This is a genomic window from Pseudomonas sp. GD03842 (assembly GCF_029841165.1).
Lineage (GTDB): Bacteria > Pseudomonadota > Gammaproteobacteria > Pseudomonadales > Pseudomonadaceae > Aquipseudomonas.
Genome location: NZ_JAOCEA010000025.1, coordinates 22,202 through 42,502 on the forward strand (window position 1 = coordinate 22,202; position 20,301 = coordinate 42,502).

Consider the following 20,301-nt stretch of genomic DNA (forward strand, 5'->3'; position numbering starts at 1 on the left):
CGCGATTAGACCATTGGTGATGGCTGCGGCGCAGCAATGGGAAGATCCAGAAACAAATTAGCCCCGTTGAGCTAAAGAAACTCGGCGAATGCGGCTTAAACCGGTAACCTATGCGACTGTTTTTTTGCATCCCGTCGAGGTACCACCCGTGTTCTCCCAATTCGCCCTGCACGAACGCCTGCTCAAAGCCGTGGCCGAACTCAATTTCGTCGAGCCCACGCCTGTGCAAACGGCGGCCATTCCGCTGGCGCTGGAAGGGCGGGACCTGCGGGTGACGGCGCAGACCGGGAGCGGCAAGACAGCCGCTTTCGTACTGCCCATGCTCAACCGCCTGATCGGGCCAGCCAAGGTACGGGTCGACATTCGTGCCGTGATCCTGCTGCCGACCCGTGAGTTGGCGCAGCAGACCCTCAAGGAAGTGGAGCGGTTCTCTCAATTCACCTTCATCAAGGCCGGGTTGATCACCGGCGGCGAAGATTTCAAGGTGCAGGCGGCAATGCTGCGCAAGGTGCCGGATATCCTGATCGGCACGCCAGGGCGCCTGCTGGAGCATCTCAACGCAGGCAATCTGGACCTCAAGGAAGTCGAGTTGCTGGTGCTCGACGAAGCCGACCGCATGCTGGACATGGGCTTCGCCGAAGACGTCGAACGCCTGGCCAACGAATGCGCCAACCGTCAGCAGACGCTGCTGTTCTCCGCCACTACGGGCGGTTCCGGCCTGCGCGAGATGATCACCAAGGTGCTCAAGGACCCGCAGCACTTGCAGGTCAACAACGTGAGCGAATTGGCCGAAGGCGTCCGCCAGCAGATCGTGACGGCAGACCACAACGTCCATAAAGAGCAGGTCCTGCACTGGTTGCTCGCCAACGAGACGTATCAGAAAGCGATCATCTTCACCAACACTCGCGCAATGGCCGACCGGATCTACGGGCGTCTGGTGGCGCTGAATTACAAGACCTTCGTGCTTCATGGCGAAAAGGATCAGAAAGACCGCAAGCTGGCCATCGATCGCCTGAAGCAAGGCGCAGTGAAGATTCTGGTCGCCACCGATGTGGCGGCTCGCGGGCTGGATGTCGAAGGCCTGGACATGGTCATCAACTTCGATATGCCGCGCACGGGTGACGATTACGTCCACCGTATTGGCCGTACCGGGCGCGCGGGCGCCGAGGGACTGGCGGTCTCGCTGATTACCCACGGCGACTGGAATCTGATGTCGAGCATCGAGCGCTATCTGAAACAGAAGTTCGAGCGCCGCACCATCAAAGAGGTCAAGGGCAGCTATACCGGTCCGAAGAAGGTCAAGGCGTCGGGCAAGGCCGTTGGGGCGAAGAAGAAAAAGACCGACGGCAAGGGCGACAAGAAAAAGGCCCTTGCCAAAGCGCCGACCAAACGCAAGACGGTGAACCGGCCAAAGGCCGAGTCACTGGTCAGTCAGGACGGCATGGCGCCATTGAAGAAGCGCGTGATCCGGCCACCGGTCTCGGAGTAACGCTTAAGGAGGGGCAGCCTTGGGCGCGGGATGCCGTCTCAATGGACGCCCCCCATTGTGTTCATGCCATGCTTGGCTTGGGGCGCGCGCTGTTGGAAATCGCCCCTTCTACCGTGAGCGAATGCGTCCAGTGCGCGCAGGCCGGAGTAGGCATCGATCCCAGGTGTCTACCCCAGGTGTCTACCCGTCGGCTTTCTTCCCCGCATCATCCATCTCCTTCAGTCGCTGATCGATCAACTGGCACTTGTCCGGCACTTCCCTGGCCGAGGTCTCCAGTTGCATGTCCTTGATTTCCTGATTCAACTCCTTGGCCTTTTCCGGACTTTGCTGGGTCAGCCGGTGGACTTCCTGCGCCAGTTGCTCGCGTTTGGCTTGCGCCTCCTCAGGCGTGCAGGCCCAGGCAGACGCCACCGTCAGCAGGGTCATCGCGCCGGCGATATTTGTCAGGGTTTTCATGACGGCCTCCGTTCATTGGCGGGCTTACTGGAGTGGAGAGGGCCGTGTCAGCAAAAGTTCACCCTGTGACCGTTGGGCGCTTCGCTGGAACGGCCCTGAGCGCGTTGGGTCGCAATGCTGAATACCTGACCCGCTGACCGGACGTCACGGGCAACCACCGTTAGGAGGTTCACAGATGGCTGACACGTACGATTGGGACCTGATCGAGCGCTTGCTGCATGAAGTGCAAAACAGCGCTGGCAAGCCTTTTGCGCCCCGCAAATACGCCGAGGAACACGCCGCTGCCAGAGCGGCTGCCGGTCAGGGCACTGGCGACCTGGATGCGTTGAAAATGCAGGCAGCCGACCTCGAAGCGTTGCTGTTGAAGCGAGGGTTCATAGAATCACGGCCTGAAGAGGAGGGCGGCAATGGGGAAAACTTTATCCTCACCCCGCGTGGATCGAGCCTGTTGGCGATGATCGACAGCAGTATTCCCGGCAATGCGCCCCCACGTCAGTTGCTCGATGAACAAGGCGATGCGCTGGACCCTGAAACCTTTGACCGAGTGTCTTCCAAGCCGCAGGCCGCCCCCGGCGCCATCTAAGGTCGGCCCAGCGATTCGAGCCCCCTGGCAGGTCCGCGAGGCTGCCAGGGGCTAGATAGAGCAATCCTTCACGATGCTTTCCTGCTGCCTTTCAGGCAGCCCAGGTCGTTGAAATCCCCTCGCACGTCCGCCATTTTTTCCACCAACTTCTGCCGTTGTGCCGGTGAGCTCTGCGCCATCAAGTCCGTGATCAAGGCAATTGCCGCTTGCTCGGTATGGTCATAGGCTGCCCGGTACTCGGGCGTCCAGAAGGTCTCACGGTCCTGCAGCAGTTTCGCGATTTTCTGATCGAAGCCCGGGGCGTTGCGCTGTTTGACCGCCGCAACCAGCAGCGCCTGCCAGTGTGCACGGTTGTCGATCCAGATGCGGTTCTGTTCGCCCAGCGATGCGGACCACTGCATCACGCGATCTCGCTGCGCTGTGCTGAGTTTGCCGATCCAGGGGCTCAGGCGCTTCTCCATGCGCTGTGCGCGTTCGCCGATCTGTTGAGCCAAAGGCTGATCGACGTAGTCCGCCTCGTGCTTGCGCAAGTCCTTGGCGAAAGCCGCTTGCATCTCGGCCACTTGCTGGTCGTTGAGTTGACGCAGCAGGTCAACGGCCGTTGGGGTGATTTCGCGGGAGATGGTTGCGATCGCCTCGCGCGCTTCGGCGGTGCGGGCGCGAAGTTGCTCTTCGTTGACCTGCCCGGTCTGCACCATCGTCTGCAAGCGATCCAACCAGCTCAGGTAGCCAGGGATTTGCGTGGTGCAGTGCCAGTTCAGGTGCTCCTTGAGGCGCTCATCCAGCCAGTCCTTCTGGGTGGCATTCATGTCCAGGTAGTCATTGAGCGACCAGGGGATGATGAAATCCAGATGCCGGTAAGTCAGACCTATCTGACTGCATCCTGTAACGAGGAACAGGCTCAGCCACAACGAAACCCAGGTCTTGAAAACGATGCGCATGACAGCTCCTTGCCGGTTCGTCTCCCAGCTATAGAGCCAGTCAGGCGCCACCGGTTCAGCCGATCAGAACAGCGAGCGCACCAGCTTCAGCGTTACGGTGCTTTCGCACTGACTGTTGTGGCCGCTGTACACGCTGCAGTCGGCGCCGGTCAGGCTCGAGCCGCTGTACATCAGGTTCATGTCCATTCCCAGCCACGGACGGGAAATGTTGAACGACCAGTCGTTGTAGGTGCTGATCAGGCCACCGCCGTCGATGGCGGTCGGCGTATCGAGTTGATGATTGCCGTACTGCATGCGCAGGTCTACGCCCAGCAGTGGCAGGCCACCCAAGTCGAGAAACAGCGTGCTGTCCTGGCGCCCTGCATCGGTGCTGAAGGCCGTGCCGATGCGGCTGTCGAAGATCCGGAAACCGGCATACAGCTCATGACTGTCGATCTGGCTGGTGTTGGGGTAGCTGTAGCGAATAACGCCCAATTCGTAACCCAGCGTCTTGTCGAATGGCTTTTTGAAGCCCAGGTAGGAGTCGACTTCCAACGTCGTGTCAGGCGCCAAACCGGCACTCGGCGACCATTGGCCGAAATAGAAACCGCTGTCATGCGTCAGGTCCAGCCCACCGTGAAACTTTGAATCACCGGTGCTGGGTGTGACCAGGCCCTGGGCCATGGTGCGGCTGGGTGTGGTTCCGACCTTGAGGCTGAAATCCCCAAGCTGCCGCTCCAAGACCTGAGCATGGGCCGTCTGTTGCGCAAGCAGTGTGCAAACGAGCGCGGCACCGGTCCAGTGCGGAAAATAGCGAGCATAAGCCATGCTTCACTCCTTTTCAGGTTCAGAGGAGTGGATCGAAGGTGTCGTATCGAAATGCCTGACGGCTCGATAAGAACCGCGAGCTAGAGCCTCGCAAGCATACCGTTGAACGGGCCGGGGTTTCGACCGTTGGTCGATTGGGTGCAGAAAAATTGAACTTCGCGATCAGGGGTTCGGTGCGATCAGCCCGTTGACCACCACCAATGCCTGCTGAAATGACGGGTAACCGCTTTTGGCGACATCAAGCTTGTCGTATTGCGCACGGTAGCCGCGGGCCTTTTCCTGGTCCACGGAACCGGCCCGCTGCGCCAGCAGCGCGATGGCCAATGGGTATTGATGATCGGCTGAATCCTGCAGCTTTTCATGGACCTTCGTGTCTTCGGCCTTGGAGCGGATGAGCAGGATAGCTTGGTAGAACTCGGCCTCACCGGTCTTGTCCTGACGCGCTGCGCGGTTCAGCAGCGCGCTGGCCAACTCATAATCGTCTTGGCGCCGTTCGTTGATGATCCATTTCGCTTGCAGCATATCGTTCTGATACAGCAGATAGTCACTGCGGCACTCGCTACCTGCGGCGGACACATCGCAGCGATGGCTTGCGCAACCGCCCAGCCCGATAAAGAGGACGGCGCCGAAAAACATCCATTTGTTCATATCCGGTTTCCGCAAAGGCATTCGGTGATCAGGACTCGTACAGACTGTCGATTCGTTGGCGACGTCGCTGCGTCAGGCCACGAAACACAGGCCATGAAAACGCAGTAAAGCAGAGCTTTTGTGCTCGGCGAGAACGAATCGTTCAACCGGATGCACCAGGATCGGGGAATCGCCACCTCCGCAAGCCTTTGTCAAAGTCAGGTAGAATGCCGGCCACGCAATGAGGGTATCGGGATATGGCTTTAGTCGGGCGCTACAACAGCTTGCAAGTGGTGAAACATACGAACTTCGGGTTGTACCTGGACGGGGGGCAGGACGGCGAGATCCTGCTGCCGAATCGGTACATTCCCAAGGACGTGCCCAGCGCAGACGAAGACTGGTTGAATGTCTTCGTGTACCTGGACAGCGATGACAAGCTGATTGCCACCACGGAAAAGCCCAAGGTTCAGGTTGGCCAGTTCGCGAGCCTCAAGGTGGTGGAGGTCAACAGCATCGGTATCTTCCTCGATTGGGGGTTGTCCAAGGACTTGCTGCTGCCTTATTCGGAGGAAAAGCGCCCGCTCAAGGCCGGTGACTACTGTGTGGTGCATGTTTACCTGGATCGACACAGCCGCCGGATCACCGCCACGACGCGCCTGGATCGTTACCTGGACAAGACCCCGCCCCCTTACACCGTTGGCCAGGAGGTCGACTTGCTGGTGGCGGAAGAAACCGCGATGGGCTTCAAGGCAATCATCAACCACGCGCATTGGGGCCTGATCCACAAGAACGAAGTGTTCAAGTTCCTGCGGCCTGGCAAGCAGGAAAAGGGTTACATCAAGGAACTGCGCAGCGACGGCAAGATCAGCCTGAGCCTGCAGCCGGTGGGCGAGCAACTGGCCAGTGGGCTGAGCGAGCAGATTCTCGCCAAATTGCGCGAGCACAACGGTGTGCTGCCCGTGAGCGACAAGAGTGATCCGACGGTGATCAGCAACCTGTTCGGCGTCAGCAAAGGCAACTTCAAGAAGGCCATCGGCGGGTTGTACAAGCAGGGCCGGATCGTGATTCACGCTGACCGGATCGAATTGGCCTGAACCCCGACAGGCCTGCTCGACTGACCGCGCGACGCCGTCGGAGGAAGGGGGGCAAGTCGCTTCGGGCAGGCGCGGCTGGCTGACCAGAGCGCCTGTACCAGCCCGATCAACGCCTTTTGGCGATCACTTCTGGACGAACGCCGCGAAACTCAGGTGCGCGCCGTTCGGACGCATGTCCTTGAGGAAGGAATCCTTGTTAGCCGACAGCTCCAGGCTGACCGTCGACTTGCGCTTGCCTTCGTTGCGGATGACTACGTCGTCCATGTGCTCGCGCAAGAAGCGGGTCGTGACTTTCAGGTGAATCAACTCATCGGTGCTTGGGGTGTGCAGCAGGAGGTGCAGCCATTCGTATTGACCAATGGCCAGACGGCTGACAGGCAGGTCAAACCACCAGATGTTGCGTTTGGGGTCCAGCGTCGCGAAATGGGTGTTGTTGGTGCCCAGTACCGCGCCGCCCAGTTCCTCGTTGCGGCGCGCGATGGCCTGCTGCTTGTCGATTTTCATAGCGTTCCTGTGAATCCTGTTTTCATGAGCCTGACGCGAGCCTGAACGGGATCCGCAAGAGGTTCAGGCCAGTCTCGGCCGCGCATTCTCCGGGGTTGCCGGGAAAACATAAAGTCCCATCGACGAAACGCGGTATTTCGCCAGCGAAGACCGTTCGTAAAAATATTTGAAACTCAGCGAAACGGCGAGTGGTCCATCGAATGTCGAGGTTATGACACCTTATTTCTGATCTGGAGACATCCCATGAGCAGCACCACCGATAAAGTCAAAGGCATGGCCAACGAAGCGGTCGGTAACGTCAAGCAAGGCGTGGGCAAGGCGACCGATAACGACAAGCTGCGTGCAGAAGGCAAGGCCCAAGAGTTGAAAGGCGAAGCCCAGCAAGCGGTCGGCAAAACCAAGGATGCCGTGAAGAAAGGCGTCGACAAGGCCTGAGTGCGATCTGCCCGGGCCTGTTGAAGGCCGGGCGATGATCTGAACCGACGATGACGGCCATCCAGCGATGGCCGTCATCGCGTCTGGTACCCGCGAATGGATCGGCCGAAACAATTCAGCCGTGGTCAACGTGCTTAACTCACTGTAAAACCCGCCGTTGTGCGGGCGTACGGAATTTAGAAGCCTTTGCCCGCTCGTATAAATGAATGTGTTTCAGATATGTCTATGTCGCGAAAGGAGACGCCATGATATTCCCGGATTTGCGCCAGTTACGTCTGACGACGGTGCTGGTCAGAACGGTCAAAGAATTTCTCGACGATGAGATGTCGACCTACGCCTCGGCGCTGGCCTACCAGATGCTGTTCTCGCTGTTCCCGTTTTTACTGTTTCTGATCGCACTGATCGGTTTCCTCCACCTCCCCGATTTTTTCAGTTGGCTGCGCCTGCAATCCGAGCTCGTGTTGCCGCCGGTTGCGCTCGATCAAGTCAACCCGGTCATCGACCAGTTGCAGCAGTCCAAGGGCGGATTGCTGTCCATCGGTATCGTCATCGCATTGTGGAGCGCCTCGGCCGGTGTACGGCTGATGATGAGCGCCATGAATGCCGCCTACGACGTGGTTGAAGCCCGTCCGATCTGGAAACGACTCCCGCTCTCGGTGCTGTATACCGTCGGCTTTGCCGGCATGTTGCTGGCCGCTGCAGCGCTGATGGTCACGGGACCGGTGGTGATGAATTGGCTCGCTGCCCAGATTGGCATGGAGGACTTCATCGTCACCCTGTGGACCATTCTGCGCTGGCCGGTGATTATCCTGCTGCTGATGGTTTCGGTGGCAATGATGTATTACGTTATGCCTGACGTGCAGCAGGAATTCCGCTTCATCACCCCAGGCTCGGTATTGGCGGTGGTGGTCTGGATCCTCGCCTCGCTGGGCTTCGCGTACTACGTGAAGACTTTCGCCAACTATGACGCGATGTACGGCAGCATCGGGGCGATCATTGTCTTGCTGCTGTACTTCTACATTTCGGCATCGGTGCTGCTGTTGGGCGCTGAGATGAATGCGGTGATCGAGCACATGTCCGCCGAAGGCAAGGACAAAGGCGAGAAAACGCCCGACGACGGGGGCCAGGATGCCGAACCGGAGGTCGCCTACGAGAAGAAACACGTCTCCGGGCTGGGCCGAGACCACACCCGCGACCATGACGATTATCAGCAGCCGATGCAGGTGCTGAAAACCGACGAGTCCTGACCGATCCTGTGGCAGGATGCGCGATACCCGGCGCATCCGCCCCTTAGAAAGGTTCTTCCATGATCCGTGACATTCTGAAAATGGGCGACGCGCGCTTGCTGCGCATCGCGCCACCGGTCCCTGAATCGATGTTCGGCTCTCGAGAGCTGGACGCGTTGATCGAAGACATGTTCGAAACCATGCGCAGCGTTGGCGGCGTTGGCCTGGCCGCGCCGCAGATTGGTGTCGACCTGCAGCTGGTGATCTTCGGCTTCGAGCGCAGCGAACGCTACCCCGATGCCGAGGCGGTGCCTCAGACGATCCTGCTCAACCCTCTGATCACGCCGCTCGAGCCCACGCTGGAAGAGGGGTGGGAAGGCTGCCTGTCGGTGCCTGGCCTGCGCGGCGTGGTGGAGCGCTACGAGCACATCCGCTACGAAGGTTTCGATCCTTCGGGCAAGGCGATTCAACGGGTCGCGCGTGGCTTCCATGCGCGCGTCGTGCAGCACGAGTGTGACCATCTGATCGGCCGCCTCTACCCCTCGCGGGTCAAGGACTTTACCGGTTTCGGGTTCACCGAAGTGCTGTTCCCTGACATGGACCCAAACGCCGATGATTGACGCGTCTTCGGCCGTCAAACCCCGCAACCTGCCGTGAAGCGGCGCGATGATCCATCGCTATCCGCTCGCGGCCGAGCCGACTGACCGACGCGGGGCAGGCCTGACCAGGGCCAGTAGAGGCTTGGTCTGCCGATAACGGGCCAGGCGATCGGCGAGTTCCTGAGGCAAGTCCCAAGCCTGGGCAAAGCCCGACCGCCGATAGAGCCCCAACCGATCCGGCTCGCAGAACAGCCACACCTCACCCTCCAATCCGCCGAGTGCTGCTTCGATCAGGGCATGGGCGAGTCCCAGCCCTCGCCGGACGGGCGCCACGAACATGCCGGTGAGCCAGTGACCGGTTCCGACAGGCGTCAGGCACAGCGCGGCGACGATATCCGGGTCTCTGGCCACCCACATCTGTGCACCGGCCCGGGGCTTCATCCCCGACCGATGCGCCTTATAGAACTTTTCCAGCAGCGGGCGCTGAATCGCAGGGAGGGGTTGAAATAGCATTGCGCGGCGCTCGCGTTCAGATTTGGATGTTTGTTCTACCGTCATAACCAATCGGTCTACAAGATTCGACGCCGTAGCGCCACAAGAGGGGTATCAGCCTTTTTGCAGGAGCGGCCATGGCCCATTACCTCGACACCGCCCAGCGCGAAGACATCGCCCGTCTGCGCGAACGCTTCACCGGCCGCACGGAGTGGCCGACGTGGTTGCTGTTGCTGGGCGTCTACGCTGCATGGCCGACCCTGGTGCTCGTCAGCCCGAGTCTGGGCGTATGGCCGACCACGAGTTTGATGATCCTGCTGACGGTGTTGTGGATGTCGTTGCAGCATGAGTTGATTCACGGCCACCCGACGCGTTGGTCGTGGCTCAACAAATGCCTGGGTTATGCGCCGCTGGCGGTCTGGTATCCGTACACGCTGTATCGGGACACCCATATGCAGCACCATCGCGACGAACACCTGACCGTTCCAGGTATGGACCCGGAAAGCCGTTACCTGAGTCAGTTGCGCTGGGCACAGACCGCCGCGCCAATGCGTCTGCTGCGATGGCTCGACAAGACACCGCCGGGGCGCCTGGTGTTCGGAGTGCCGCTGGCGCTGGGCAGCCTGCTCATCGGGGAATCGAGGCGCTTGTGGCACGGTGAGCGTCAAGCCTGGGCGATGTGGGCGACTCACGGTTTTTTCCTGGTCTTGATGTTCGCTTTCATCGAGCACTACAGCGCCTTCTCCAGTGTGCATTACCTGCTGCTGGTGAGTGTGCCCGCGCTCGCGATCTCCATGGTGCGTTCCTATTACGAACACCGTCCGGCCGAGCATTCGCACCAGCGCACGGCGATCAACGAGGCATCGTGGCCGTGGCGCTGGCTGTTTCTCAACCTGAACCTGCATCTGGTGCACCACGACCTCCCTGGCCTGGCCTGGTATCACATCCCGATCGTGTACCGCGAGGGTCGCGCTCAGTGGGTGGCGCGCAGTGGTGGTTTTCTGGTGCCGGGGTATGGTGAACTGTTCCGGCGTCACAGCTTTTCCCCGATCGACAGCCCTCAACATCCCCACGTCTAGGATCTGCACATGGCTCAGGGTCTCGCCGAATTACGGATGTATGTCGCGCCCGAACGGGTTCAGACGGCCCAGCATCACTGGTTGAACCGGGTGTTGACGCTGTTGGCGGCAGAGCGCCTGGAGGCCGGGGACCTGACGCTCGATCAAGTCTGGCGCTCGCCGCAACTGCTGGTGGCGCAGACCTGCGGCTATCCGCTGATGACGCAATTGCGGGGTGAGGTGCGAGTCGTGGGGCGTCCGGTCTACGCGTTGCCCAACAGTTCGGCAGGTCGCCATTGCAGTTTGATCGTTGCGCGCGCCGACGATCCCCGGCGCGGGCTTGAAGCGTTTCGCGGCAGCCACGGGCTGCTCAATTCGGTGGACTCCAATTCCGGCATGAACCTTTTCCGTCACGCCCTGGCGCCATTGCAGCGAGACGGAACATTTTTCCGCCAGGTCTCCTTGACCGGTGGGCATCGCAACAGCCTGGCGGCGATCAAGGCGGGGCAGGGCGATCTGGCGGCCGTCGACAGCGTGACCTTCGACTATCTGGCGCGGGATCACAGCGAGGAAGTGGCGGGCATCAAGGTCATCGGGCGTACCGCGTTTGGGCCTTGCCTGCCTTACATCACGCGCCAGGGTGAGGATGGCGCAGCGATTCGGCGGGCCATGAATCAAGCGCTGCTGGACCTGCCGGACGTGGCACGCGTGCTCGCGATCACCGACATTTTGCCTGCCGATGAGGCGGAATATGAGGTGCTGCTGGATTATGAGCGTCAAGCAGCGGCCCAAGGCTTGCGCCACCTCTAGCACCCAGCGGACGGTCCATGCGAAGCGTTTGAGGTATGTCTTTTCGATCTATAACCATCGCTTTTAAATATTATTAATGCATATGAGCCCTTGCTAGCATGGCCTGGCGCACACTTACTACGTGCTCAGGGAAGCGATATGTCAGGCGTCGATGGGCCTTATGCCAATTACGTGAGCGAACTCTTTCAACGCCATCACCGCTGGTTGTGCGAGCGCCTGCACCGGCAGGTGGAAAATGTTGAAGCCGCCGAGGACATTGCCTCTGAAACGTTCCTGCAACTGCTGACCTCGCCCAATGTGGTGGCGATCCGCGAACCGCGGGCACTGTTGACCACCATCGCTCAACGTTTGGTCTACCAGCGCTGGCGGCGACGCGGACTTGAACGCAAGCACCTCGACGCACTAGGCGATGAACACCCCTTATCGTTGGTTTCGCCCGAGCATCTGGCGGCGACCTGGCAGACGCTGGATCGTATCGATCAGCGTCTGAATCGCCTCCCGTCGAAGGTCAGAACCACATTCCTGCTCTCACGCAGCGTCGGTTTGACCTACCCTGAAATCGCCACCCGGCTGGGTATTTCCCCTCGTTCGGTCAGCGATTACATGGAAACGGCTGAAACCTGTTGCCTCCGCGCGTGTCTGGAATGAAGCGTGTCCTGAACCGAACCTGTTCTGCCCCCTTTGAGCCACGAGAGATCTTCATGACATCGATAAAAAAACTGCTCGGCGGCTCGCTGCTGGCACTGACAGTACTGACGCAGCCCGCCCACAGCGCGGAACAGACGGCGCCCATTCATTTTGGTGACATCACCTGGGAAAGCGGCAGCCTGATCACGGAAATCCTGAGGACCATCGTCGAAAAAGGGTATGGCTACAAGACGGACAAACTGCCGGGCAGTACCGTCAGCCTCGAAGCGGCGCTGGCCAAGAATGACATTCAGGTGATCGGCGAAGAGTGGGCCGGTCGAAGCCCAGCGTGGGTCAAGGCGGAAGCCGAAGGGAAGGTCTACGGGCTGGGCGATATCGTCAAAGGCGCGACCGAGGGCTGGTGGGTGCCGGAGTTCGTGATCAAGGGTGACCCGGAGAAGGGCATCAAACCCCTGGCTCCGGACCTGAAATCGGTCGCCGATCTGCCCAAGTACAAAGACGTGTTCAAAGACCCTGAATCGCCAGATAAGGGACGATTCCTCAACAGCCCGACCGGTTGGACCTCGGAAATCGTCAACACCCAGAAGCTCAAGGCATACAAACTCAACGACAGCTACGTCAACTTCCGCACCGGTTCAGGCGCGGCGCTGGATGCGGAAATCGCTTCGTCGATCCGGCGCAACAAGCCCGTGCTGTTCTACTACTGGTCACCCACGCCACTGTTGGGACGTTTCAAATTGATCAAGCTGCAAGAGCCACCCTTCAACGAGGCGGCGTGGAAGACCCTGGCCGACGCCAGCAACCCAAACCCGATCGGCTCAAGCTCCCTGGCCGCGCATCTGGCCATTGGCGTGTCGGAGCCGTTTCACAAGCAATACCCGGAGCTGGTCAGCTTCTTCGAGAAGGTTGACCTGCCCATCGACCTGCTCAATCAAACCCTGGGGGACATGAGCGAAAAACGCCTGGAGCCGGATGCGGTGGCCAAAACCTTCCTCAAACAACACCCGGAAGTCTGGAACGCGTGGGTGCCCGCGGACGTGGCCCACAAGGTCACCGCCGGGCTCTAGTCGTAGTGCCTTAGGCGCCGTGCGCCCCAGTCGGAGCGAGTGCTTTCACTCGCGCTGATTGGGGCGTCTTTGTTTGGCGGTCAACCTTGATCGATCCTCGCGGTCAGATTTCCGTATGCGACAGGAGCGTGGCCAATCACGCCCTGTCCAGTCCGGTGAGCTGGCAAAGGAACGTTCACCTGCTAGTTTCACCCGGGCAGTCAGTGCGTTGATCACCGATAAGAAGTCGCTGGGGAGAGGACATGGGATATAGCAGATCGACTGCGTTGACGGCGCTGAATGGGGCGGTACTCAGCCTTTTGCTGTCGCTTCCGGTGTTGGCAGAAGAGGAGAAAACGGCATCATCGCCCGCTGTCCCCGCCAATGCGCTGGCCTTCGTGCAGGACCGGCACCTGGGCGAAAGCCTAGGCTGGTTGGGGTATCAGGTGGCCTCACGCACTGTGACCTTCGCCACCATCGTCGAAACGGTCGGGCGGACCAAAGCGCAGGAAATCGTCCAGGACGAGCTGCAATACTTGCAGCCCCAGTATCAGCAGGAATGGGATCGAAATCTGGCCGCGTCCTACGCCGCCTCCTTCACCCCTGAAGAACTGACCGCGCTCGATATTGGTGACCCGCCGCCGGAGATTGCCAATAAATTCCGCACCAAACAGCGTGACGTCGGCATGGACATGAAGAACCGCTCCAGTGAACTGCTCAAGGTTTATGTCTCGACAGCACTGGACAACGCGCTGAAAAAAGCCAAGCCTTGACGCGTCCGGGCTGTCTGGACGAGGCGCTTTCGTTTTGATTCACGGGAAGGAGACACCATGGACCCATTCATGCAGGCCGCCATTGACGAGGCGCAAAAAGGGCTGGACGAGGGGGGCATTCCGATCGGTTCGGTGATCGTCCATGACGGCAGGATCATTGGCCGTGGCCACAACCGACGGGTTCAGGAGGGCAGTGCGATCAAGCACGGGGAAATGGACGCGCTGGAAAACGCCGGGCGTCAGCCTGCAAAAATCTATCGTGAAGCCACCCTCTACACCACCCTTTCGCCCTGTGCGATGTGCAGCGGCGCGATTCTGCTCTACGGCATCCGCAAGGTCGTCGTCGGGGAAAACGAAACCTTCATGGGCGAGGAAGCGCTCCTGCGCGCACGTGGGGTACAGGTCGACGTGGTGCATGACGCGACCTGCGTTGCGCTGATGAAGCAATTCATCGCCGACAAGCCCGAGTTGTGGAATGAGGACATCGGTGAGTAGCCGACCCTGATCCCGACGCCGCGGGGTGCCCCGCCCGCCGCGAAACGTTGGCCGTCTCCTCCGGGGGCGACGGCCATCCGCTAGGCCTTGACGCCAGTCACTGGCCATTGGCCCATTGCCTTGGGCCGCGCGTCAGTCAGTGATCCCGGGCGAGTCGCGACATGCGGAGTGGCGTGGCGCTTGCCTGCGGCAATCAGTCCAGTCGCAACGTCGAGTTGAACTGGCTGATGGCGTCCACCACATGCCTTGATCCCTGCTGGATCTCCAGGATGACTTCGCCAGCCTCATTGGCCAGCTCGACGCCGGTGCTGGTTCGACTGAGGCTCGATTGCATGCTGGAGACGGCACTCCTGGCCAGTTCATTGTTCTGCCGGACCACATCGACGATCTCGACCGTGGCCTTGCTGGTACGCGCGGCCAAACCTCGCACTTCGTCGGCCACCACGGCAAAGCCGCGGCCATGCTCGCCAGCCCGCGCCGCTTCGATGGCCGCATTCAGCGCCAGCAGGTTGGTCTGATCGGCGATGCTGCGGATGGTCTGAACGATGGTCGCGATGATTTCCGACTGTCTGTTCACCGCATCGATACTGCGGGCGGCTTCGTTGAGGTCGCTGGAAATCTGTTCGATCACCTCGACGGTCTGCTGCACCACACTGGACCCCTTCTGCGCGCAGGCGTCGGTACGCACGGATGTGTCATGGGCCGTGATGGCGGCGTTGCGCTGGACCGTCACTTGTTCGGTGATGTCACTGGCGAACTTCACCACTTTATAAAGGCGCCCTTTGACGTCGAACAGCGGGTTATAGGTCGCTTCCAGGTACACGGTCTGGCCGAGTTTGTTGACCCGTGCAAACCGGTGAGCGTGATACTCGCCCCGGTTGAGCGAGGCCCAAAAGGCTTTGTACGCCGGGGATTCCACCTCTTCCCGTGGGCAGAACATGCTGTGGTGCTGGCCTACCACTTCTTCGAGCGAATAGTGCAGGGTGCGCAGGAAGTTTTCGTTGGCGGTGATCACTCGGCCGTCTGGGGAAAACTCGATCATCGCCATCGAGCGGCCGATTGCATCGATCATGCTCTGGTTTTCATGGCCCTTGTAGGCGCGGGCGGTGATGTCCGAGGCGACCTTGATCACGCTTTGCACCCCGCCGTCGCTGTCGAACACGGGCATGTAGCTCGCCTCCAGCCAGACCTCACGACCGGACTTATCCAGGCGCATGAACTCGCCGCTCAATGGCTCGCCTCGGGCCAGATCGCGCCACAGCGCGCGGTAGGCATCGCTGTCGCAAAACGTCTTTTCACAGAAGATCCGATGATGCTTGCCCACCAGCTCACCGGGCTGATACCCCATGGTCCGACAGAAGTTTTCGTTAGCGTCGAGAATGATGCCGTCCGGGGTGAATTCGATCATGGCCATGGATTGGCTGATCGCTGCCAGCTTGGCCTTGGACTGGCACAGGGCGGCGGTGGATACCTGTAATTCGTATTCAACGGCTTTGCGGTGTGAATTGAACATCTGCCACCCTACCTCGCGTCCTTGGTCGATGAGTGCTGCCACGCGCGCAGGCCCTGATGCCAGGACGCTTAAACGCGATCGTTGAGAGAATAGACAAGGGCAAGCGGGATGCAATCTGAATAGTGGCAATTTGGCAGGTGCGAGGAATGGGCCGACAGCCCGCCGTGATCAGGCGGGGCTGGCCGTTGATCGATATCCACGTAGGCCACGGCCAGGCGGTGTATTCGTTGGCTGAGCGTTGCGGATGTTTATTGCTGTAGTTTCGCCGTGCCAAACAAATGAACCTGCCGCAATAACCCTTCCTCTGCGAGCAAACGCACGGGAGCGGTGCCGCCGGGCATGACCACCTCAACCAGGCCGGCGCTTACCCAGCCAACCCGCCACGCCGCGCATGCCACTGCGCTGGCGCTGGTGCCCGAGGACGCCGTGGGCCCTTCGCCGCGCTCGAACACGCGGGCCACGATGCGGTTCGCACCGACGTTCGCCGCCCATTGCAGGTTGATCCCGGCAGGGCAGGGCTCCCCGTCACCGAATTCACCTCGGGCAAAGGCAATGCGCGTCAGCGCCTCATTGAGGGGGGCGTTGTGCAGTGCTTCAAACGTCGGCAATGACCCGATGCCCACTACCAACGTGACGCAATGAGGATTGCCCACCCTGACGAACGCGCTGCTGTGCCAGTCGGGCTGAAGGCGTGCCAGGCGATCGACACGATGAACGACGGCATCGCCGAGCCGGGCCTCGCTGAGGCCCGATCCCACAGCGCCCACGGCAGCCGGGCCGAAATCTGGGGTGCCGATGTCCAGCCAGAAGCCTGGGACGCCTTCGACGGTGGCTGCGAACACGTCGATCGAGGACGGGTTGATTGCTCCGCCATGGTCGTGATGCACGTGCAGCGTGAACCCCTCGTCGTTCGCAAGTCGGCCCGAATCGGCCAGCGATTGGGAGAAGATGGTCAACCCGTTGCCGCTGCGCTCGGCCAGCGTGCCGTCGGTATTGACGATCAGTACGTCAAAGGGGGCGGCCTGCTGAAATGGCCCGACCAGCAGCCCGTCCGAGCGATGAGCCTTGCTGCCCTGTGGACGTTCGCCCGTCGGCCAGTCGCACACGGTGGCGACCGCGCGTGTTGTCCAGCATTGCCGAGAGAGCGCCGCTTGTGCCGCAGAGGCGGGTAGGTCGATGCCCATCGCGCGCAATGCATCGGGAGAAATCACGGCGTAAACGTTACCGCGTGCATCGTAGAAGGTGGCCATGGCGGGTCCGGCGTCGGTCACAAAAAACGCATTAAATCATGCGGGGCCCCCCGACGAATTCGCTTCCGTGACGCGCTCGCCGCTCACATCACCAGTGTCAACCACGCTGACGCCAATAACAGCAACGCCATGACTTGATTGAAGCGTTTCATGCTGCGGGCCGAACGGCAGAATTTCGCGGCGCTGACACCCAGATACGCCCAGGCGCTCATGCAGGGGATGGCCACCAGAAAGAACACCAATGACAGCCATACGATCCGCCACAGGCGGTCGGCGTCGCTCCCCGCGAACACACTGACCACCGCCAGCGCCATCATCCAGGTCTTGGGGTTGACCAGTTGCAGGCTGGCGGCGCTCCACAGGCCCAGTCGCGGCCCTCGCGCTGCAGTGTCGGGGTCAACGGCTTCGGCCGGCGCGCTGAAGATCTGCCACGCCAGCCAGGTCAGCCAGGCGATGCCAACCCAGGTCATGACCCGTTGCACCTGGCGGTGGTGTGCCAGCAGGTCGCCGAGACCGGTGCCGACGATCAGTACCATCAGGGCAGCCCCGGCACAGCCCCCCAGCATGAGCGGCAACGTGCGCAGCAGGCCATGCCGTGAACTGTTGGTCAGCACCAGGATGTTGGTCGGACCTGGCGTGATGGAAGCGACGAAGGCGAACAGGACGAAGGGCAAAAGGGTTTCCATTGGGGCAACTCGGCAGCCAGTGATCTGAACCTGATCATCGCGACGAGAAGGGCATCAGTCTGGAAGATTTGAGCAACGTCTGCGGTAGTCGGCAGGGGTCATGCGATAGGCGCGCTGGAACCAGCGACCCAAATGACTCTGATCGGCGAAGCCCAGGGCCACTGCGACGTTGACCGGCAATTCGCCACGCGCCAGTAGGCGTCGGGCACGGGTCAAGCGCAGTTGAATCAGGTAGGCGTGCGGTGCCAGCCCGAAAGCGGCCTTGAAGGCACGGGTCAGGCGGAAGCGGTCGACGCCGGCCACCTTGGCGAGGTCGTCCAGGCCGATGTCCTGATGCAGATGGCTGTGCAGGTAATCCCGCGCGCGTTGGGCCACCAGCGGCAAGCGTGGGTCGGGGTTGATCAGCGTCTGCCAGCGCAGGTGGCTGGTCAGGCTCGACAGCAGATGGTCCAGCGCGGTCTGCCGCACGATACGCAGCTCCTGCGTGTGCATGGCTTCGAACGCGTGCGCGGTGGCGACGGCCAGCCGAGGATCATCGGCCAGCGTTTTGCCGAAGCTCAGTTGGGCATGGGCAGGCGCTTCGTCGAACTGGGCGCGCAATTCCCGATCCAGCCAGTGCGGGTCAATGTACAGGGTGCGATAGGTGAAGCCGCCCGCTTCCGGGGCATGGCCGTCGTGGATGTCCCCCGGCTCAAGCATGAACACCTTGCCGGGGGTGCTGTTGTATTGCTGGCGGCGACAGTTGAATTGCTGCACCCCCTGCTCGGTGATGCCCACCAGATAGGTGTCATGCCAGTGGGGGTCATAGGCATGGCCTTCGAAATGCGCGCGTATCGTCTCGATGCCGGACATCGCGTCCTGCTTGAGATCGATCCAGTTGCGTTCGGGCATAAGGGTCCTGGTCCGGCGGTAGGAGGTCAACGGGATGGCGAGCGTTCCACGCTGCCGCGTAAGGTGACGGTGAATAAGAAAGCCGCATCGCCCATCTCGGTGCCGCGAGCTTCAGGTGAATGTATCGCTAGGCTAACCGCAGGTCTGGAAGATTTGTGCAACTTCCGACGGTTAGCCTACTGACTATCCTTGTTACAAACTGAATCTTCCTACACGTTGCCCATCCTCCGCTCCAGGGCGAACCTACGTCCCCGATGGCTATCAAAGACCGCAGTCTTCACGCATTCCTGCTCAATCCCAATGAGGTCAACGATGAACAGCTTCTCGCGACACCTCGCGCTGGTCATTCTCGGCGGATTCCTGAGTCTTGGCGCGGTTCAGGCCGATGAACACGTGGCAGCCGACCCTATGCGTCTGGCCTCGGCCAGCTACCCCAACCGCAGCAGCCAACCTGACAACGGCGCCATTCGCCGGGCCAATCCGAACAGCCGCCAAGGCACCCAATCCATCTCGCCGAGCACCCGAGCGCCCAACCTCAGCCCGGCGCCGTCGCGCCCGCCGACCCTTGAAAATGGCGGCATCGGTAACGGCTACCCTTCCAGGCAAAACGCCCCGCGCCCTGCCGGTACTCCTCAACGCAGCGACCACTGACCTGACGTCGTGTGTCGACCGATCTCGCCTCATCCCAGCAAAAGGAATCGCCCATGTTGCGTAGCACATTGATCCGCCAGACCTTGATTGCCAGCCTGTGCGCCACCGCACTGCTTCATCTGCCGTCGCAGGCAGCGACCTACAAAAGCGAGGAGGGCACCTTGACGGTGGACGAGGTCGTGGGCGGTCTGCAGCACCCTTGGGCCGTGGCGTTTCTGCCTGACAACAAGGGCATGCTAGTGACCGAACGCACCGGCAGCCTGCGAGTGGTCAGCCCGGACGGCAAATTGTCTGCGCCTGTGTCAGGGGTGCCTGCCGTTTGGGTTCAGGGGCAAGGTGGCTTGCTCGACGTGGTGTTATCCCCGGATTTCGCCAAGGACCGAATGGTTTATCTGACCTACGCCGAGGTCGCCGCCGACGGCAAGACCGGTGGTACGGCAGCCGGCCGTGGGCGGCTTTCGGACGATCTGACCCGACTGGAGGGTTTCACTCGCATCTTCCAGCAACAACCCAAGCTGTCGGTGGGCAACCATTTCGGTTCGCGGATGGTGTTCGACCGCGATGGCTACCTGTTCATCGCGCTGGGTGAAAACAACAACCGCCCAACGGCCCAGGATCTGGACAAGCTGCAAGGCAAGATCGTGCGTCTCTACCCCGATGGCTCTATCCCCCAGGACAATCCATTCGTCGGTCAAAAAAATGTGCGCCCCGAGATCTGGAGCTACGGCCACCGCAATCAGCAGGGCGCTGCGCTCAATCCATGGACGGGCACACTGTGGACGCACGAGCATGGCCCGATGGGTGGCGATGAAGTCAATATCATCGAGCGCGGGGCCAACTACGGCTGGCCGATCTCCACGTTCGGAATCGACTATTCCGGCCAACCGATTCCCGAGTCCAAAGGCAAGATCGTCGAAGGGGTCAAGAATCCGTTCCACATCTGGGAGAAGTCACCCGGCATCAGTGGGATGGCGTTCTATGACTCGGATCGCTTCAAACAGTGGGATCACGACTTGTTCGTCGGGGCACTGGCGGCCCAGACCCTGATCCGCCTCGAACTCAAGGACGACAAAGTGGTGCACGAAGAGCGTCTGCTCGGGGAATTGAATTCCCGTATTCGCGACGTGCGACAGGGTCCTGACGGCTATCTCTATGTGTTGACGGATGAAGACAGCGGCAAGCTGTTGAAGGTCGGGCTGGCACAGTAAGCCGAGGGGCCGCGGGGAG

The 20,301-nt window shown here is 60.7% G+C and carries 24 protein-coding genes; 14 read left to right on the forward strand and 10 right to left on the reverse strand.

The window, feature by feature from the left end:
• Positions 1–148: 148 nt before the first annotated feature.
• Positions 149–1,489, forward strand: coding sequence for a DEAD/DEAH box helicase (locus N5D61_RS25240; RefSeq protein WP_108240107.1), 1,341 nt, complete (start codon positions 149–151; stop codon positions 1,487–1,489).
• A 180-nt stretch (positions 1,490–1,669) separates the two neighbouring features.
• Here N5D61_RS25240 and N5D61_RS25245 read toward each other — a convergent pair whose 3' ends face one another.
• A complete protein-coding gene (locus N5D61_RS25245; protein ID WP_279894622.1) occupies positions 1,670–1,945 on the reverse strand; it encodes a hypothetical protein in 276 nt (91 codons plus the stop codon).
• 175 nt (positions 1,946–2,120) lie between these two features.
• Between N5D61_RS25245 and N5D61_RS25250 the strand changes: the two genes are divergently transcribed.
• Positions 2,121–2,528 (forward strand): transcriptional regulator, encoded by a 408-nt coding sequence (locus N5D61_RS25250; RefSeq protein ID WP_279894623.1) that lies wholly within the window; start codon positions 2,121–2,123, stop codon positions 2,526–2,528.
• Between the two features lie 68 nt (positions 2,529–2,596).
• Here the strand turns inward: N5D61_RS25250 and N5D61_RS25255 are convergent, their stop codons facing one another.
• The 3 genes from N5D61_RS25255 to N5D61_RS25265 form a co-directional block, all read right to left on the reverse strand.
• Positions 2,597–3,469, reverse strand: coding sequence for a DUF6279 family lipoprotein (locus N5D61_RS25255; RefSeq protein ID WP_108240086.1), 873 nt, complete (start codon positions 3,467–3,469; stop codon positions 2,597–2,599).
• Between the two features lie 63 nt (positions 3,470–3,532).
• Positions 3,533–4,276, reverse strand: a complete 744-nt coding sequence (locus N5D61_RS25260; protein ID WP_279894624.1) for a TorF family putative porin — start codon at positions 4,274–4,276, stop codon at positions 3,533–3,535.
• 162 nt (positions 4,277–4,438) lie between these two features.
• Entirely contained in the window at positions 4,439–4,924 is a 486-nt protein-coding gene (locus N5D61_RS25265; RefSeq protein ID WP_279894625.1) for a hypothetical protein, read from the reverse strand.
• Positions 4,925–5,160: 236 nt separating this feature from the next.
• Here N5D61_RS25265 and N5D61_RS25270 point away from each other — a divergent pair, with 236 nt between their 5' ends.
• Positions 5,161–5,997, forward strand: coding sequence for a S1-like domain-containing RNA-binding protein (locus N5D61_RS25270; protein ID WP_108240083.1), 837 nt, complete (start codon positions 5,161–5,163; stop codon positions 5,995–5,997).
• A 123-nt stretch (positions 5,998–6,120) separates the two neighbouring features.
• Here the strand turns inward: N5D61_RS25270 and N5D61_RS25275 are convergent, their stop codons facing one another.
• Entirely contained in the window at positions 6,121–6,501 is a 381-nt protein-coding gene (locus tag N5D61_RS25275; RefSeq protein WP_279894626.1) for a hypothetical protein, read from the reverse strand.
• Positions 6,502–6,744: 243 nt separating this feature from the next.
• Here N5D61_RS25275 and N5D61_RS25280 point away from each other — a divergent pair, with 243 nt between their 5' ends.
• The 3 genes from N5D61_RS25280 (at position 6,745) to def (ending at position 8,782) form a co-directional block, all read left to right on the forward strand.
• Entirely contained in the window at positions 6,745–6,936 is a 192-nt protein-coding gene (locus tag N5D61_RS25280) for a CsbD family protein (protein ID WP_108240081.1), read from the forward strand.
• A 245-nt stretch (positions 6,937–7,181) separates the two neighbouring features.
• The gene (locus N5D61_RS25285; protein WP_108240080.1) at positions 7,182–8,183 is read left to right on the forward strand and encodes a YihY/virulence factor BrkB family protein; all 1,002 of its coding nucleotides are present in this window, start codon (positions 7,182–7,184) and stop codon (positions 8,181–8,183) included.
• Between the two features lie 59 nt (positions 8,184–8,242).
• Positions 8,243–8,782 (forward strand): peptide deformylase, encoded by a 540-nt coding sequence (gene def / locus N5D61_RS25290; protein WP_279894627.1) that lies wholly within the window; start codon positions 8,243–8,245, stop codon positions 8,780–8,782.
• A 57-nt stretch (positions 8,783–8,839) separates the two neighbouring features.
• On the opposite strand, the gene N5D61_RS25295 is transcribed toward def, so the two are convergent.
• Entirely contained in the window at positions 8,840–9,274 is a 435-nt protein-coding gene (locus N5D61_RS25295; protein WP_108240078.1) for a GNAT family N-acetyltransferase, read from the reverse strand.
• 116 nt (positions 9,275–9,390) lie between these two features.
• On the opposite strand from N5D61_RS25295, the gene N5D61_RS25300 reads away from it, so the two are divergent.
• The 6 genes from N5D61_RS25300 to N5D61_RS25325 all read left to right on the forward strand — a co-directional run bounded on the left by N5D61_RS25300 (position 9,391) and on the right by N5D61_RS25325 (position 14,083).
• Positions 9,391–10,332: a fatty acid desaturase gene (locus N5D61_RS25300; RefSeq protein ID WP_279894628.1), complete on the forward strand. Its 942-nt coding sequence runs from the start codon at positions 9,391–9,393 to the stop codon at positions 10,330–10,332.
• A gap of 9 nt (positions 10,333–10,341) precedes the next feature.
• Positions 10,342–11,121 (forward strand): PhnD/SsuA/transferrin family substrate-binding protein, encoded by a 780-nt coding sequence (locus N5D61_RS25305; protein WP_279894629.1) that lies wholly within the window; start codon positions 10,342–10,344, stop codon positions 11,119–11,121.
• 138 nt (positions 11,122–11,259) lie between these two features.
• The gene (locus N5D61_RS25310; RefSeq protein WP_279894630.1) at positions 11,260–11,769 is read left to right on the forward strand and encodes a sigma-70 family RNA polymerase sigma factor; all 510 of its coding nucleotides are present in this window, start codon (positions 11,260–11,262) and stop codon (positions 11,767–11,769) included.
• 53 nt (positions 11,770–11,822) lie between these two features.
• Positions 11,823–12,836 carry an ABC transporter substrate-binding protein gene (locus tag N5D61_RS25315; RefSeq protein WP_108240074.1) on the forward strand — a complete coding sequence of 338 codons (1,014 nt, stop codon included), beginning with the start codon at positions 11,823–11,825 and terminating at the stop codon, positions 12,834–12,836.
• 242 nt (positions 12,837–13,078) lie between these two features.
• Complete coding sequence (locus tag N5D61_RS25320; RefSeq protein ID WP_279894631.1) at positions 13,079–13,588, forward strand: hypothetical protein; 510 nt, start codon at positions 13,079–13,081, stop codon at positions 13,586–13,588.
• 57 nt (positions 13,589–13,645) lie between these two features.
• Entirely contained in the window at positions 13,646–14,083 is a 438-nt protein-coding gene (locus tag N5D61_RS25325) for a nucleoside deaminase (RefSeq protein ID WP_279894632.1), read from the forward strand.
• Positions 14,084–14,276: 193 nt separating this feature from the next.
• Here the strand turns inward: N5D61_RS25325 and N5D61_RS25330 are convergent, their stop codons facing one another.
• The 4 genes from N5D61_RS25330 to N5D61_RS25345 form a co-directional block, all read right to left on the reverse strand.
• Positions 14,277–15,596, reverse strand: a complete 1,320-nt coding sequence (locus N5D61_RS25330) for a PAS domain-containing methyl-accepting chemotaxis protein (protein WP_279894633.1) — start codon at positions 15,594–15,596, stop codon at positions 14,277–14,279.
• Positions 15,597–15,844: 248 nt separating this feature from the next.
• Positions 15,845–16,846, reverse strand: a complete 1,002-nt coding sequence (locus N5D61_RS25335; protein ID WP_279894634.1) for a diaminopimelate epimerase — start codon at positions 16,844–16,846, stop codon at positions 15,845–15,847.
• A gap of 83 nt (positions 16,847–16,929) precedes the next feature.
• Positions 16,930–17,532, reverse strand: coding sequence for a LysE family translocator (locus N5D61_RS25340; protein WP_279894635.1), 603 nt, complete (start codon positions 17,530–17,532; stop codon positions 16,930–16,932).
• A gap of 54 nt (positions 17,533–17,586) precedes the next feature.
• Positions 17,587–18,423 (reverse strand): AraC family transcriptional regulator, encoded by an 837-nt coding sequence (locus N5D61_RS25345; protein WP_108240068.1) that lies wholly within the window; start codon positions 18,421–18,423, stop codon positions 17,587–17,589.
• Positions 18,424–18,735: 312 nt separating this feature from the next.
• Between N5D61_RS25345 and N5D61_RS25350 the strand changes: the two genes are divergently transcribed.
• Together N5D61_RS25350 and N5D61_RS25355 are read left to right on the forward strand one after the other, a co-directional pair.
• Complete coding sequence (locus N5D61_RS25350) at positions 18,736–19,074, forward strand: hypothetical protein (RefSeq protein ID WP_108240067.1); 339 nt, start codon at positions 18,736–18,738, stop codon at positions 19,072–19,074.
• Positions 19,075–19,142: 68 nt separating this feature from the next.
• Entirely contained in the window at positions 19,143–20,282 is a 1,140-nt protein-coding gene (locus N5D61_RS25355; protein WP_279894639.1) for a PQQ-dependent sugar dehydrogenase, read from the forward strand.
• Positions 20,283–20,301: the final 19 nt, after the last annotated feature.

Coding starts and splice junctions, on each gene's coding strand:
- N5D61_RS25245 (WP_279894622.1), bottom strand. CDS start 1,945: ATGAAAACCCTGACAAATATCGCCGGCGCGATGACCCTGCTGACGGTG.
- N5D61_RS25250 (WP_279894623.1), top strand. CDS start 2,121: ATGGCTGACACGTACGATTGGGACCTGATCGAGCGCTTGCTGCATGAA.
- N5D61_RS25255 (WP_108240086.1), bottom strand. CDS start 3,469: ATGCGCATCGTTTTCAAGACCTGGGTTTCGTTGTGGCTGAGCCTGTTC.
- N5D61_RS25260 (WP_279894624.1), bottom strand. CDS start 4,276: ATGGCTTATGCTCGCTATTTTCCGCACTGGACCGGTGCCGCGCTCGTT.
- N5D61_RS25265 (WP_279894625.1), bottom strand. CDS start 4,924: ATGAACAAATGGATGTTTTTCGGCGCCGTCCTCTTTATCGGGCTGGGC.
- N5D61_RS25270 (WP_108240083.1), top strand. CDS start 5,161: ATGGCTTTAGTCGGGCGCTACAACAGCTTGCAAGTGGTGAAACATACG.
- N5D61_RS25275 (WP_279894626.1), bottom strand. CDS start 6,501: ATGAAAATCGACAAGCAGCAGGCCATCGCGCGCCGCAACGAGGAACTG.
- N5D61_RS25280 (WP_108240081.1), top strand. CDS start 6,745: ATGAGCAGCACCACCGATAAAGTCAAAGGCATGGCCAACGAAGCGGTC.
- N5D61_RS25285 (WP_108240080.1), top strand. CDS start 7,182: ATGATATTCCCGGATTTGCGCCAGTTACGTCTGACGACGGTGCTGGTC.
- def (WP_279894627.1), top strand. CDS start 8,243: ATGATCCGTGACATTCTGAAAATGGGCGACGCGCGCTTGCTGCGCATC.
- N5D61_RS25295 (WP_108240078.1), bottom strand. CDS start 9,274: ATGCTATTTCAACCCCTCCCTGCGATTCAGCGCCCGCTGCTGGAAAAG.
- N5D61_RS25300 (WP_279894628.1), top strand. CDS start 9,391: ATGGCCCATTACCTCGACACCGCCCAGCGCGAAGACATCGCCCGTCTG.
- N5D61_RS25305 (WP_279894629.1), top strand. CDS start 10,342: ATGGCTCAGGGTCTCGCCGAATTACGGATGTATGTCGCGCCCGAACGG.
- N5D61_RS25310 (WP_279894630.1), top strand. CDS start 11,260: ATGTCAGGCGTCGATGGGCCTTATGCCAATTACGTGAGCGAACTCTTT.
- N5D61_RS25315 (WP_108240074.1), top strand. CDS start 11,823: ATGACATCGATAAAAAAACTGCTCGGCGGCTCGCTGCTGGCACTGACA.
- N5D61_RS25320 (WP_279894631.1), top strand. CDS start 13,079: ATGGGATATAGCAGATCGACTGCGTTGACGGCGCTGAATGGGGCGGTA.
- N5D61_RS25325 (WP_279894632.1), top strand. CDS start 13,646: ATGGACCCATTCATGCAGGCCGCCATTGACGAGGCGCAAAAAGGGCTG.
- N5D61_RS25330 (WP_279894633.1), bottom strand. CDS start 15,596: ATGTTCAATTCACACCGCAAAGCCGTTGAATACGAATTACAGGTATCC.
- N5D61_RS25335 (WP_279894634.1), bottom strand. CDS start 16,846: ATGGCCACCTTCTACGATGCACGCGGTAACGTTTACGCCGTGATTTCT.
- N5D61_RS25340 (WP_279894635.1), bottom strand. CDS start 17,532: ATGGAAACCCTTTTGCCCTTCGTCCTGTTCGCCTTCGTCGCTTCCATC.
- N5D61_RS25345 (WP_108240068.1), bottom strand. CDS start 18,423: ATGCCCGAACGCAACTGGATCGATCTCAAGCAGGACGCGATGTCCGGC.
- N5D61_RS25350 (WP_108240067.1), top strand. CDS start 18,736: ATGAACAGCTTCTCGCGACACCTCGCGCTGGTCATTCTCGGCGGATTC.